Source organism: Streptomyces sp. NPDC048584, from assembly GCF_043199595.1.
GTDB classification, from domain to species: Bacteria; Actinomycetota; Actinomycetes; order Streptomycetales; family Streptomycetaceae; genus Streptomyces; species Streptomyces edwardsiae.
Genome location: NZ_JBICWF010000012.1, coordinates 1 through 12,909, shown reverse-complemented (window position 1 = coordinate 12,909; position 12,909 = coordinate 1). Strand labels below are relative to the sequence as shown.

Here is a 12,909-nt window from a genome sequence, read left to right as displayed (position 1 = left end):
GGCGCGGGCGGCGTGAACGGCGCGGCAGGCACCGGAGGCGCCGGAGGCGTGAACGGGGCGCTCGGCGCGGACCCGGGCGCGGGCGGAGTGAAAGGCGCCCCCGGCGCGGGCGAGGGCACGGGCGGTGGTACCGGAATCGCCGACGGCCCACCGGCTCCCACGGCGTGCGGTGGCGGAGTCAGCCCCGGCAACGGCGGAATCGGCCCGCCGGACGAAGGCGCCGGCGCCGGAGCGGAAGGCGAGGACGGCGGCGTGTCCGAGGAACCGGAGGAAGCGGACGGACCCCCCGGCTCCGGACTCCCCGAAGCGTTCTGCGTGTACCAGGCCGGCGGCGCGTAGTCGATGGTGAACTCGCCCGTCGTCTCGATGGCGGACTCCGCGTCGGGCTGGTCATCGCCGGGTGTCGCCCAGCCCCCGCGTGTCCCGTCCCGATCGCTGCTCACAGTTCCTCCTGATTGGTCGTGCACCCTCATGCCACGCTGGGGCGACCGTGTTTGTCGTCCGTAGTGCTTCGCAGTGGTCCGAAGCCGCTCGAGATCGTGCGAGGTCCTCCGATGCCATCGGTCTCCCCCGCTCTCACCCGGGACGCCGCCGCCCGGTTCACGGGTTCCGACGTCACGCCCACACCCAGCCTAATCACCACCCGCCCCCCTACGGCAGGCCCGCCCGCCCCCCTCCACAGGGCGCAACAGGGCACAACCGGCGGGCAGTCGACCGACATCCACCCGCAAACCGGGCATCAACGGCAGCCATATGGGCAGGAAGTGAAAGCCGGGTGACGAAACGGCACCTCCGTCGCCCCCGCCCGCTCAGTCCATCCGGCGAGGCATGCCCAGCAGACCGGTCTCCGCGTCCGTGGGACGGGTCGTCGCATACTGCCGGTCGCCGTCGGCGCACCAGAGCGTCACCCCGTCGGCGAGGGCGGGCAGTGACTCCACCTCGGCCCGGGGAAGGCGAGGTACGTCAGCAGCGTCAGCAGCGACTGCCGAGCCCCGAGACGACCCGCCCCCGGGGCGGCCGCATGCCGCAGTCCCGCACCACCAGCACAGGCGTCCCCGCGGACGCGCCCTGCGGCGGCACGCGCCCCACGTCGTACACCGTCAGCCCGTTCTGCCCGCCTCCCCTGGCGTGCAGCATCCGCTGCCAGGCCTGCGGGCGCCCCGTCTCCACCGCGACCCGCGCACCGGTCGCGGCCGCCCGCAGCGCGAGCACCTGCGCCGTCCACAGCCCGCCGATCAGGACGACGCCGTACGGCGTGGGCCGGCTGAGCCCGAGCACCGCGGGCCGGCCCGTCAACCGGCTGGCGAGATGATGAGCCGCGCGGGTGACACGCTTCTGCGCCCCGACCAGGCCGCCGCCGCGCGCGGCCACGGCCTCGGGACAGAGCTCGGGGTCCAGCTTCAGCGCGATTCATGTGATGCGCACCGCCGGGGCCTCCGTCCGCTTCTGCAGCGGCGCGTAGTCGGCGACCGCCACGGACCGCGAGGGCAGATGCAGCGCCGGAGCGGGCTGGGTGTGCGGCACGATCTGCGCCGACTCCAGCCGGATCCCGCCCCCTCGCGTCACCGGGCAGCCGTGGCGTCCCCCGGCGTCACTCGGTCGTCGTGCCGTTCCCCGACGACGGCTCGAGGTCGAACTCCCCGTCCCTCGCGCCGAGTACGAAGGCATGCCACTCCGCCTCCGTATAGCGCAGCACGGTCTTCGGGTCGAGCGAGGACCGCATGGCCACCGCACCGTCGGGCAGATAGGCGATCTCGACCCGCTCCTCGTGCTCCTCGGTGCCCGGAGCGGAGTGCCACTCGACCCCCGAGATGTCGAGCGCGTACAGCTCGTCCCGCTCACGCTCCTTGCGCGCCTTGATCTCCTCGGGCGTCTCGCGCTCCCGGTCCGGCAGTTCAGCCATGGCGCAGCGATGTCCTTTCACGACGTACGAACGATCCTCGGTCACAGTATTGGCCACCTCCCGCGGAGGGGGCCGTGCGGTGACCGGATCTCGCGGTTCTGCCGGAGAGTACCCGCCCTGAACTGGCTCGTATCCGCTTCGCAGTTGGAACACCCACACCAAGTGACCGAAGTGGCTCCGGGTGCCATGCATGTGCTACCGCACGGGGGCGGCGCGGCGCCGCGACCACGCGTCGCGCAGGGAGGCAGCGGTTCTTGCCCGCCAGGACGCCTGGACATCTGTCCAGCACTTCATGAGGAGGGCACGAGACCATGAGCGTCGACCACGACCGCACGGCGGTCTACTTCGACACCGTCACCCAGGCCGCGCAGGACGTGCGCAAGACGGCACAGGGAGATGAGCGAGCAGCTCGAGATCCTCATGCGCAAGGTCAAGGCCCGCGTACTCCGAGATCCAGCGCGGCAGCAACGCGGAGAGGGGCCGGATGTGCCAGAAGCCGGCCCGTATCGCCCAGCTCCTCGACGGGTCGGTCATCGGCTTCAAGGACACCGACCACGGCGACGCGGCCCGCTTCCGCATGCTGATGGGCTGAGACAGACAGACAGACAGACAGACAGACAGAGCCGAGTACGGAGGCGGCCCGATGGCGGACCGCCTCCCCGCATGGGTGGCTCACCACATGCCGGTTGGCAAAGGTTGCCTCGCCTTCGCCCTCGTCACCGACCTGGTCGCCACCCCCACCGAACTCGTCGACGAACAGGGCGACATGGCGTGGCGCACCCGCACCACCCTCAGGGCACGACAACCTGGCCCACGTCCAGCACGACCTGCACCCCCTACGCTTCCCCACTGGCCCTGCTGATCCGTGCCCGTCTGTTCCGCTACACCTCGCAGGTGGCCTGCGCCCTGACCGCCGGCCTCGGCGCCGTCGCGGCCCTGCTGTCGCCGGGACCGTGCTGAGCACCGCCGTCGGCCTGCTCGTCCCCCGCAGGGGGCTCTCGCCGTTCCGGGGCCGCTTCCTCGACCTCGCCGAGTCGGCCGTCCTGCTCACCCTGGTGCCGCTGTGCCTGGCGGCGCTGGGCGTCCTCACCGCCGTACGGGCCATGACCGGGTGAGACGGGCGGTGGCCGGACGGCGGTCGCTGCCCTGGTACCCTGGCTGACGGCCGTATGTGTACGCACCCCCGGAGATCCGGAGGCAGCGCCCAGCGGATCCCCGCCTTCCGAGTCATGGAAGTCCCCCCGAGAAGCAGACCGGGGGCGCTCGGTGGCCGCTCACAGACTATGAGGAGTACGCGTGTCGCTCGACGCCGCTGTGAAGAAGCAGATCATCTCCGAGTTCGGTACCAAGGAGGGTGACACCGGCTCCCCCGAGGTCCAGGTCGCTCTGCTGTCGCGTCGGATCTCCGACCTGACCGAGCACCTCAAGAGCCACAAGCACGACCACCACTCCCGCCGTGGTCTGCTCATCCTGGTCGGTCAGCGCCGTCGGCTGCTGCAGTACCTCGCCAAGAAGGACATCCAGCGCTTCCGTGCGCTGGTCGACCGTCTGGGCATCCGCCGCGGTGCGGCGGGCGCCAAGTAAGACGCCGTGAAGGGAGCGGTTCCCTGCAGATTGGGGACCGCTCCCTTTGCTGTACGTGCGGACTGTCACCGCACCTTTGTAGTGTGGTAGCACAACGCAATAGGTACGAACGACGCACGAGGAGAAGCGCACCTCGCCGCCGCCGGTCCTCGGTAGTGGCCCCCGGGAGAGTCAGCCCCGGGAGCTTCGATCGAAGACCGGCCCGCACCAGTGGAGCGCTTCTCCGCCCCCGTCCCCCCGCCACACGGGCGAGGCGGGACGAAAGACGACAAGTAATGGAGAAAACGCTAGTGGAGAACGAGACCCACTACGCCGAGGCCGTCATCGACAACGGCTCCTTCGGCACCCGCACCATCCGCTTCGAGACGGGCCGCCTGGCCCGTCAGGCCGCCGGTTCCGCCGTGGCCTACCTGGACGACGACACCATGGTGCTGTCGGCCACCACCGCGTCCAAGAACCCCAAGGACCAGCTCGACTTCTTCCCGCTCACGGTGGACGTCGAGGAGCGGATGTACGCGGCCGGCAAGATCCCCGGCTCCTTCTTCCGCCGGGAGGGCCGTCCCTCCGAGGACGCGATCCTCACCTGCCGCCTCATCGACCGCCCGCTGCGCCCGTCCTTCAAGAAGGGCCTGCGCAACGAGATCCAGGTCGTCGCCACGATCATGGCGCTCAACCCCGACCACCTGTACGACGTCGTGGCGATCAACGCCGCCTCCGCGTCCACGCAGCTGGCCGGTCTGCCCTTCTCCGGCCCGATCGGCGGCGTCCGCGTCGCGCTGATCAACGGCCAGTGGGTGGCCTTCCCGACGCACTCCGAGCTCGAGGACGCCGTCTTCGACATGGTCGTCGCGGGCCGCACCCTGGAGGACGGCGACGTCGCGATCATGATGGTCGAGGCCGAGGCCACCGACAAGACCATCCAGCTGGTCAAGGGCGGCGCCGAGGCGCCGACCGAGGAGGTCGTCGCCGCCGGTCTGGAGGCCGCCAAGCCCTTCATCAAGGTGCTCTGCCGCGCCCAGGCCGACCTCGCCGCGAAGGCCGCCAAGCCCACCGGCGAGTTCCCGATCTTCCTGGACTACCAGGACGACGTCCTCGAGGCCCTCACCGGCGCCGTCAAGCCGGAGCTCGCCTCCGCGCTGACCATCGCCGGCAAGCAGGAGCGCGAGGCCGAGCTGGACCGCGTCAAGGCGCTCGCCGCCGAGAAGCTCCTGCCGGAGTTCGAGGGCCGCGAGAAGGAGATCTCCGCCGCGTACCGCTCGCTGACCAAGTCCCTGGTCCGTGAGCGTGTCATCAAGGAGAAGAAGCGCATCGACGGCCGCGGTGTCACCGATATCCGCACCCTGGCCGCCGAGGTCGAGGCCATCCCGCGCGTGCACGGCTCCGCGGTGTTCGAGCGTGGCGAGACCCAGATCCTGGGCGTCACCACCCTCAACATGCTCCGTATGGAGCAGCAGCTGGACACCCTCTCCCCGGTGACCCGCAAGCGCTACATGCACAACTACAACTTCCCGCCGTACTCCACCGGTGAGACCGGCCGCGTCGGCTCCCCGAAGCGCCGCGAGATCGGCCACGGCGCCCTCGCCGAGCGCGCCCTGGTCCCGGTCCTGCCGACGCGCGAGGAGTTCCCCTACGCGATCCGCCAGGTCTCCGAGGCGCTGAGCTCCAACGGCTCGACGTCGATGGGCTCGGTCTGCGCCTCCACCATGTCGCTGCTGAACGCCGGTGTGCCGCTGAAGGCCCCCGTCGCCGGTATCGCCATGGGCCTGATCTCCCAGGACATCGAAGGCGAGACGCACTACGTCACCCTCACCGACATCCTCGGTGCGGAGGACGCCTTCGGCGACATGGACTTCAAGGTCGCCGGCACCAAGGAGTTCGTGACCGCCCTCCAGCTCGACACCAAGCTGGACGGCATCCCGGCCTCCGTCCTGGCCGCGGCCCTCAAGCAGGCCCGCGACGCCCGCCTCCACATCCTCGACGTGATGATGGAAGCGATCGACACGCCGGACGAGATGTCCCCGAACGCCCCGCGGATCATCACCGTCAAGATCCCCGTGGACAAGATCGGTGAGGTCATCGGCCCCAAGGGCAAGATGATCAACCAGATCCAGGAGGACACCGGCGCCGACATCACGATCGAGGACGACGGCACCATCTACATCGGTGCCGCCCAGGGCTCGCAGGCCGAGGCCGCCCGCGCCACGATCAACAGCATCGCCAACCCGACCATGCCCGAGGTCGGCGAGCGCTACCTGGGTACGGTCGTGAAGACGACCACCTTCGGCGCGTTCGTCTCCCTGATGCCCGGCAAGGACGGTCTGCTGCACATCTCGCAGATCCGCAAGCTGGCCGGCGGCAAGCGCGTGGAGAACGTCGAGGACGTGCTCGGCGTGGGCCAGAAGGTCCAGGTCGAGATCGCCGAGATCGACTCCCGCGGCAAGCTCTCCCTGATCCCCGTGATCGAGGGCGAAGAGGGCGACGACAAGAAGGACGACGCCGACAAGTGACGTCCCGTAGCGCCAAGGCGACGGCCCGCACCTCCTCGGAGGCGCGGGCCGTCGCCCGTACCCAAACCCTGATCAAGGGCGAGAACGGCATCGGTACGGTCCGCAGGACCACGCTCCCCGGCGGCCTGCGCATCGTCACCGAGACCCTGCCCTCGGTCCGCTCCGCGACCTTCGGCATCTGGGCCCACGTCGGCTCGCGCGACGAGACCCCGGCGCTGAACGGCGCCACCCACTACCTGGAGCACCTGCTCTTCAAGGGCACCTCCCGCCGCTCCGCCCTGGACATCTCCTCGGCCGTCGACGCCGTCGGCGGCGAGATGAACGCGTTCACGGCGAAGGAGTACACGTGCTACTACGCGCGTGTGCTCGACACCGACCTGCCGCTCGCCATCGACGTGGTCTGCGACATGCTCACCGGCTCGCTGATCCGGCAGGAGGACGTCGACGTCGAGCGCGGCGCCATCCTCGAAGAGATCGCGATGACCGAGGACGACCCCGGCGACTGCGTGCACGACCTGTTCGCGCACACCATGTTCGGCGACAACCCCCTCGGCCGCCCGGTCCTCGGCACGGTGGACACGGTCAACGCCCTCACCGCCGACCGCATCCGCCGCTTCTACAAGAAGCACTACGACCCGACCCACCTCGTGGTCGCCTGCGCCGGCAACATCGACCACAACAAGGTCGTACGCCAGGTCCGCGCCGCCTTCGAGAAGGCCGGCGCCCTCGGGAACACCGACGCCGACCCCATCGCCCCGCGCGGCGGCCTGCGCACCCTGCGCACCGCCGGCCGGGTCGAGCTCATCGGCCGCAGGACGGAACAGGCGCACATCGTCCTCGGCATGCCGGGCCTGGCCCGCACCGACGAGCGGCGCTGGGCCCTCGGCGTGCTCAACACGGCCCTCGGCGGCGGCATGTCCTCCCGCCTCTTCCAGGAGGTCAGGGAGAAGCGCGGACTGGCCTACAGCGTGTACTCGTACACGTCCGGCTTCGCCGACTGCGGACTCTTCGGCGTGTACGCGGGCTGCAGGCCCGCCCAGGTGCACGACGTGCTGAAGATCTGCCGCGACGAACTCGACCGGGTCGCCGAGCACGGACTCCCCGACGACGAGATCGAGCGCGCCATCGGGCAACTCCAGGGCTCCACCGTCCTCGGCCTCGAGGACACCGGCGCGCTGATGAACCGTATCGGCAAGAGCGAACTGTGCTGGGGCGAGCAGATGTCGGTCGACGACATGCTGACCCGGATAGCCTCGGTCACCCCGGACGACGTCCGCTCGGTCGCCCGTGACGTCCTGGCACGGCGGCCCTCCCTGTCGGTCATCGGCCCCCTCAAGGACAAGCAGGCGTCCCGGCTGCACGACGCCGTCGCCTGACCCACACCGGTAAGGAAGCAACGAACATGAGCAAGCTGCGCGTGGCGGTCCTCGGAGCCAGGGGACGGATCGGTTCCGAGGCGGTACGGGCCGTCGAGGCCGCCGACGACATGGAACTGGTGGCCGCCCTCGGCCGGGGCGACAAGCTGGAGACCCTCGCCGAGACCGGCGCCCAGGTCGCCGTGGAGCTGACCACCCCCGCCTCGGTCATGGGCAACCTCGATTTCTGTGTACGCCACGGCATCCACGCCGTCGTCGGCACCACGGGCTGGACCGAGGACCGTCTCGCGCAGCTGGGGGGCTGGCTCGGCCAGTCCCCGGAGACGGGCGTGCTCATCGCCCCGAACTTCTCCATCGGCGCCGTGCTCACCATGAAGTTCGCGCAGATCGCCGCCCCCTACTTCGAGTCCGTCGAGGTCGTCGAGCTACACCACCCCAACAAGGTGGACGCCCCCAGCGGCACCGCCACGCGCACCGCCCAGCTCATCGCGGAGGCCCGCCGTCAGGCCGGTACCGCTCCCGCCCCGGACGCGACGGCCACCGCCCTGGACGGTGCCCGCGGCGCCGACGTGGACGGGGTTCCCGTGCACGCGGTCCGGCTGCGCGGACTCCTCGCCCACCAGGAGGTCCTGCTCGGCGCCGAGGGCGAGACGCTCACCGTCCGCCACGACTCCCTGCACCACAGCAGCTTCATGCCGGGCATCCTGCTCGGCGCCCGCCGCGTGGTGACCACTCCCGGCCTCACGTTCGGCCTGGAACACTTCCTCGACCTGAACTGAGCCCGAGCCGACCCTCATGCGCGCGAAGATCTCCTACGCCGTCACGGCAGCCGTCCTGGTCGTCTACTTCGTCCTGGCCGGCAGCCGCGGCGTGCTCCTCATCAAGGCCGGTACGCCCCTCACCGTCACCTTCGGCGTGGCGGTGCTGATCCTGCCGGTCATCGGTATCTGGTTCCTGTGGAAGAACACCGCGTTCGTCCGCGACGCGAACCGGCTCGCCGCCCTGCTCGACGCCGAGGGCGGCCTGCCCGTCGACGAGCTGGAGCGGCTGCCCAGCGGGCGGGTCGACCGCGACTCCGCCGACGCGGTCTTCGCCCGCCGCAAGGCCGAGACGGAGGACGCCCCCGACGACTGGCGCAACTGGTTCCGGCTGGCCGTCGCCTACCACGACGCCCGCGACACCCCCCGCGCCCGCAAGGCGATGCAGCGGGCGATCACCCTGCACAGGACCTCGCTCTGAGCGCCTGACGGGACTCGCTCAGCTGCGCCCGTACTCGGCGGCCCACGCCTCCACGGTGTCGGCCGCCCGGTCGAAGGCCAGCTGGTCCCGCCCCAGGAAGTCCGCGTTGTGCGAGGTCAGCAGCGGCGGCACCGACTCCGCGGCACGCCCCCGCCGGGAGAGCAGCAGCGCCTGCCCCTGCACCGTGCGGGGCAGCCCCAGCCAGCGCACCGGCTGCTGCACCGTGCGCACGTTGACCACCTGGTCCCAGGACGCCGTACGCGTGCTCACGAAGGCCACCTGACGCAGCCCCCGGGCGCTCACCCACACCCCCATACGGAGCAGTCGCAGCGCGCCGGCGACGACGAGCAGCGCGATGGCGAAAACCGTCCCGGCCGACGCGACCGCCGCCGTCGCCGCGATGATCACCGCGGCGAACAGCACGAACGACGCGAGCAGCAGCAGGAGCGCCGCCGCCCCCACCCGCCACGGCCCGGGACGGTACGGGCGGCGCCAGCGGTCCCGGTCGTCGTACGGCAGGGCGACATCGTCCGCCGTGTCGAAAGCGCGGTCGGCCGTCAGGAAGGGCAGGGGCACGACGGGTCCTCACTCGATCCATGCGTCAGCAGTGCCCGGTGAGGCTATCGATCCGTGCCCCTGGTCACCACCCTCGGGGGTCCGGATGGAGCCGGGGCCGCGCCCCGGACAGGCGCTAACGCCCCTCGGTCGCCTGTGACTGCTGTGTCCCCGGCCCCGAGGGGTCCGAGGACAGCGCCGGCATTCCTATCACCAGCGAGCCCACCAGCCCGGCGACCAGGGTGAGCCCCAGCAGCCAGCGCCCGGCCAGCTGGCCGGCGGAGGGCCGCTCACGGGGCGGCGGGGTGACATTGCTGCGGAACCTGTCGGCCTCGGCGACAAAAGCGAACGGAACGGGTTCGCGCCGACCGGACATCAGGGCACGTCTCCTTCAAGATCGAACGAATCACTGTCACCAACACAGACGAGCGACAGCCACGGAAAGTGCCCGCTTTCACCGAGTTCGCAGAAGTTCGCCGATGTTCGCCGCCGTATGTCGTCCCACGGCATGGAACGCCCGCCCGCACGGCCCCACGGAAGCGCGGCTCCCCCCGGCGAGTACAGATGTACGGATCAGCCGACGGAAGTGTCCGTATTGCGGCATTTCCAGAAGTTCATCTAGCCTGATCGAACGGGCCCGGTACTGCCTGAACCCCCGAGCAGGCAGTGCCGGGTCCCCCCTTTGCCCCACCTTGTCGCCTCCCCCGAGGGAAGACCCCGCCCTGAGCAACGAGTAGCGTGTAACCCATGGCTCCGACCTCCACTCCGCAGACCCCCTTCGGGCGGGTCCTCACCGCCATGGTCACGCCCTTCACGGCGGACGGCGCACTCGACCTCGACGGCGCACAGCGGCTCGCCACCCACCTGGTGGACGCAGGCAACGACGGCCTGATCCTCAACGGAACCACCGGTGAGTCCCCCACCACCAGCGACGCGGAGAAAGCGGACCTCGTACGGGCGATCGTGGCGGCGGTCGGCGACCGCGCCCACATCGTCGCCGGAGTCGGCACCAACGACACCCGCCACAGCATCGAGCTGGCCCGCGCGGCGGAGCGCGCCGGCGCACACGGCCTCCTGGTCGTCACGCCGTACTACAACAAGCCCCCGCAGGAGGGCCTCTACCGGCACTTCACGGCCGTCGCCGACGCCGCCGAACTGCCGGTGATGCTGTACGACATCCCCGGCCGCAGCGGCGTCCCGATCAGCACGGAGACGATCGTCCGCCTCGCCGAGCACCCGCGCATCGTCGCCAACAAGGACGCCAAGGGCGACCTCGGCCGGGCCGGCTGGGCCATCGCCCGCTCGGGCCTCGCCTGGTACTCCGGCGACGACATGCTGAACCTGCCCCTGCTCTCCATCGGAGCGGTCGGCTTCGTGTCGGTCGTCGGCCACCTCGTCACCCCCGAGCTGCGCGCCCTGGTCGAGGCGTACACCTCCGGAGACGTCCAGAAGGCCACCGAGATCCACCAGAAGCTGCTCCCCGTCTACACGGGCATGTTCCGCACCCAGGGCGTGATGACCACCAAGGCCGCGCTCGCCCTCAAGGGCCTGCCCGCCGGGCCGCTGCGCGCCCCCATGGCCGAGTGCACCCCGGAAGAGATCGAGCAGCTCAAGATCGATCTTGCCGCCGGCGGGGTACAACTCCAGTAACCAGACTTCGCGCGACGGCTCGCGCAGACGGACTTCACAACCGAATAGACGGGCCACCGGTGCCCGTATCCCAAGACAACTGCTTCTGCACGAACGTCACGCGCGCCACGTGCCCACCGGTACGTGGCGCGCGTGTTTGAGGAGAGTCTTTTGAGTCATCCGCACCCTGAACTCGGACCGCCCCCGCCCCTTCCCGCGGGCGGCCTGCGCGTCACCCCGCTCGGCGGTCTCGGCGAGATCGGCCGCAACATGACGGTCTTCGAGTACGGAGGCCGACTGCTGATCGTCGACTGCGGCGTGCTCTTCCCCGAGGAGGAACAGCCCGGGATCGACTTGATCCTGCCGGACTTCTCGTCCATCCGGGACCGCCTCGACGACATCGAGGGCATCGTCCTCACCCACGGCCACGAGGACCACATCGGCGGCGTCCCCTTCCTCCTGCGCGAGAAGCCGGACATCCCGCTGATCGGCTCCAAGCTCACCCTCGCCCTCATCGAGGCGAAGCTCCAGGAGCACCGCATCCGCCCGTACACCCTCCAGGTGGCGGAAGGACAGCGTGAGCGCATCGGCCCGTTCGACTGCGAGTTCATCGCGGTCAACCACTCGATCCCCGACGCGCTCGCCGTGGCCATCCGCACCCCCGCCGGCATGGCCGTCCACACGGGCGACTTCAAGATGGACCAGCTCCCGCTGGACAACCGCCTCACGGATCTGCACGCGTTCGCCAGGCTCAGCGAGGAAGGCATCGACCTTCTGCTCGCCGACTCCACGAACGCCGAGGTCCCGGGCTTCGTCCCGCCCGAGCGCGACATCTCCAATGTGCTGCGCCAGGTCTTCGGCGGCGCCCGCAAGCGGATCATCGTGGCCAGCTTCGCCAGCCATGTGCACCGCATCCAGCAGATCCTGGACGCGGCGCACGAGTACGGCCGCAGGGTCGCCTTCGTCGGCCGTTCCATGGTCCGCAACATGGGCATCGCCCGAGACCTCGGATACCTCAAGGTTCCGCCGGGTCTCGTCGTGGACGTCAAGACCCTCGACGATCTGCCGGACAGCGAAGTGGTCCTGGTCTGTACGGGCTCCCAGGGCGAGCCGATGGCCGCCCTGTCCCGCATGGCCAATCGCGACCACCAGATCCGCATCGTCGACGGCGACACGGTGATCCTGGCGTCGTCCCTCATCCCGGGCAACGAGAACGCGGTCTACCGCGTGATCAACGGCCTGACCCGCTGGGGCGCCGACGTCGTCCACAAGGGCAACGCCAAGGTCCACGTCTCGGGTCACGCCTCGGCCGGCGAGCTGCTGTACTTCTACAACATCTGCCGCCCCAAGAACCTGATGCCGGTCCACGGTGAATGGCGTCACCTGAGGGCCAACGCCGAGCTGGGCGCCCTGACCGGCGTCCCGCACGACCGGATCGTCATCGCCGAGGACGGCGTTGCCGTCGACCTCGTCGAGGGCAAGGCCAAGATCTCCGGCAAGGTCCAGGCGGGATACGTGTACGTCGACGGCCTCTCCGTCGGTGACGTCGGCGAGCCGGCGCTGAAGGACCGCAAGATCCTCGGCGACGAGGGCATCATCTCGGTCTTCGTGGTCATCGACTCGTCCACCGGCAAGATCACGGGTGGCCCGCATGTACAGGCCCGCGGCTCCGGCATCGAGGACTCCGCCTTCGCGGAGGTCCTCCCGAAGATCACGGAGACCCTGGAGCGCTCGGCCCAGGACGGCGTTGTCGAACCCCACCAGATGCAGCAGCTCGTCCGCCGCACGCTGGGCAAGTGGGTCTCCGACACCTACCGGCGCCGGCCGATGATCCTGCCCGTCGTGGTCGAGGTCTGACGGCCCGTCGGCCCGCACGTACGCGCGAACCAGGAGCGGGGCGCCTCGATTTGCATCGGGGCGCCCCGCTCCAGTACGTTTACAGCTCCTCCGGAACGGGCACCCGACCACTTCGTGCGTCGGAGCCATCGCCCGGAAGGGGGAGGGAAAACCGGCTCAGAATCTCTGATAAAGTCGGAACCGCCGGAAAGGGAAACGCGAAAGCGAGAACCTGGAAAGCACCGAGGAAATCGGATCGGAAAGATCTGATAGAGTCGGA

General features: G+C 70.1%; 12 protein-coding genes and 3 pseudogenes. 9 read left to right on the top strand and 6 right to left on the bottom strand.

All coding sequences use genetic code 11. The annotated features are described in order from the left end of the window. Positions 1 to 48: 48 nt before the first annotated feature. A complete protein-coding gene (locus ACGFR9_RS25020) occupies positions 49 to 339 on the top strand; it encodes a hypothetical protein (RefSeq protein ID WP_393212687.1) in 291 nt (96 codons plus the stop codon). A gap of 23 nt (positions 340 to 362) precedes the next feature. Here ACGFR9_RS25020 and ACGFR9_RS25015 read toward each other — a convergent pair. From ACGFR9_RS25015 to ACGFR9_RS25000, 4 genes and pseudogenes are all read right to left on the bottom strand, one after another. Beyond that, positions 363 to 473 (bottom strand): annotated as a pseudogene (locus ACGFR9_RS25015) (hypothetical protein); the annotation flags it as partial. Between the two features lie 336 nt (positions 474 to 809). Continuing rightward, positions 810 to 1,350 (bottom strand): annotated as a pseudogene (locus ACGFR9_RS25010) (hypothetical protein). A gap of 60 nt (positions 1,351 to 1,410) precedes the next feature. After that, positions 1,411 to 1,566: a hypothetical protein gene (locus ACGFR9_RS25005; protein ID WP_393212337.1), complete on the bottom strand. Its 156-nt coding sequence runs from the start codon at positions 1,564 to 1,566 to the stop codon at positions 1,411 to 1,413. A gap of 25 nt (positions 1,567 to 1,591) precedes the next feature. Then, positions 1,592 to 1,903, bottom strand: coding sequence for a DUF397 domain-containing protein (locus ACGFR9_RS25000; protein WP_393212335.1), 312 nt, complete (start codon positions 1,901 to 1,903; stop codon positions 1,592 to 1,594). 840 nt (positions 1,904 to 2,743) lie between these two features. Here ACGFR9_RS25000 and ACGFR9_RS24995 point away from each other — a divergent pair. From ACGFR9_RS24995 to ACGFR9_RS24970, 6 genes and pseudogenes are all read left to right on the top strand, one after another. Next, a pseudogene (locus ACGFR9_RS24995) lies at positions 2,744 to 3,018 on the top strand (type VII secretion integral membrane protein EccD); the annotation flags it as partial. A 181-nt stretch (positions 3,019 to 3,199) separates the two neighbouring features. After that, positions 3,200 to 3,487 (top strand): 30S ribosomal protein S15, encoded by a 288-nt coding sequence (gene rpsO / locus ACGFR9_RS24990; RefSeq protein ID WP_030216899.1) that lies wholly within the window; start codon positions 3,200 to 3,202, stop codon positions 3,485 to 3,487. A 290-nt stretch (positions 3,488 to 3,777) separates the two neighbouring features. Further along, the gene (locus ACGFR9_RS24985; RefSeq protein ID WP_311709848.1) at positions 3,778 to 5,994 is read left to right on the top strand and encodes a polyribonucleotide nucleotidyltransferase; all 2,217 of its coding nucleotides are present in this window, start codon (positions 3,778 to 3,780) and stop codon (positions 5,992 to 5,994) included. Then, a complete protein-coding gene (locus ACGFR9_RS24980; protein ID WP_393212333.1) occupies positions 5,991 to 7,370 on the top strand; it encodes a M16 family metallopeptidase in 1,380 nt (459 codons plus the stop codon). The genes ACGFR9_RS24985 and ACGFR9_RS24980 overlap by 4 nt, the downstream gene beginning before the upstream one ends. Before the next feature lie 26 nt (positions 7,371 to 7,396). Continuing rightward, on the top strand, positions 7,397 to 8,149 hold the full coding sequence (gene dapB / locus ACGFR9_RS24975; RefSeq protein WP_393212331.1) for a 4-hydroxy-tetrahydrodipicolinate reductase: 753 nt from the start codon (positions 7,397 to 7,399) through the stop codon (positions 8,147 to 8,149). A 16-nt stretch (positions 8,150 to 8,165) separates the two neighbouring features. Then, positions 8,166 to 8,609 (top strand): hypothetical protein, encoded by a 444-nt coding sequence (locus ACGFR9_RS24970; protein WP_393212329.1) that lies wholly within the window; start codon positions 8,166 to 8,168, stop codon positions 8,607 to 8,609. Positions 8,610 to 8,627: 18 nt separating this feature from the next. On the opposite strand, the gene ACGFR9_RS24965 is transcribed toward ACGFR9_RS24970, so the two are convergent. Both ACGFR9_RS24965 and ACGFR9_RS24960 read right to left on the bottom strand, forming a co-directional pair. Continuing rightward, positions 8,628 to 9,185 (bottom strand): hypothetical protein, encoded by a 558-nt coding sequence (locus ACGFR9_RS24965; protein ID WP_393212327.1) that lies wholly within the window; start codon positions 9,183 to 9,185, stop codon positions 8,628 to 8,630. Between the two features lie 115 nt (positions 9,186 to 9,300). Continuing rightward, positions 9,301 to 9,540, bottom strand: coding sequence for a hypothetical protein (locus ACGFR9_RS24960; RefSeq protein WP_393212325.1), 240 nt, complete (start codon positions 9,538 to 9,540; stop codon positions 9,301 to 9,303). A gap of 371 nt (positions 9,541 to 9,911) precedes the next feature. On the opposite strand from ACGFR9_RS24960, the gene dapA reads away from it, so the two are divergent. Next, a complete protein-coding gene (gene dapA, locus ACGFR9_RS24955; protein ID WP_393212323.1) occupies positions 9,912 to 10,814 on the top strand; it encodes a 4-hydroxy-tetrahydrodipicolinate synthase in 903 nt (300 codons plus the stop codon). A 150-nt stretch (positions 10,815 to 10,964) separates the two neighbouring features. After that, complete coding sequence (locus tag ACGFR9_RS24950; protein ID WP_030216934.1) at positions 10,965 to 12,650, top strand: ribonuclease J; 1,686 nt, start codon at positions 10,965 to 10,967, stop codon at positions 12,648 to 12,650. Positions 12,651 to 12,909 lie beyond the last annotated feature (259 nt).

Excerpts from the sequence above, each read along its gene's own strand:
- dapA (WP_393212323.1), top strand. The coding sequence starts at position 9,912 with ATGGCTCCGACCTCCACTCCGCAGACCCCCTTCGGGCGGGTCCTCACC.
- dapB (WP_393212331.1), top strand. The coding sequence starts at position 7,397 with ATGAGCAAGCTGCGCGTGGCGGTCCTCGGAGCCAGGGGACGGATCGGT.
- ACGFR9_RS24960 (WP_393212325.1), bottom strand. The coding sequence starts at position 9,540 with ATGTCCGGTCGGCGCGAACCCGTTCCGTTCGCTTTTGTCGCCGAGGCC.
- ACGFR9_RS25000 (WP_393212335.1), bottom strand. The coding sequence starts at position 1,903 with ATGGCTGAACTGCCGGACCGGGAGCGCGAGACGCCCGAGGAGATCAAG.
- ACGFR9_RS24970 (WP_393212329.1), top strand. The coding sequence starts at position 8,166 with ATGCGCGCGAAGATCTCCTACGCCGTCACGGCAGCCGTCCTGGTCGTC.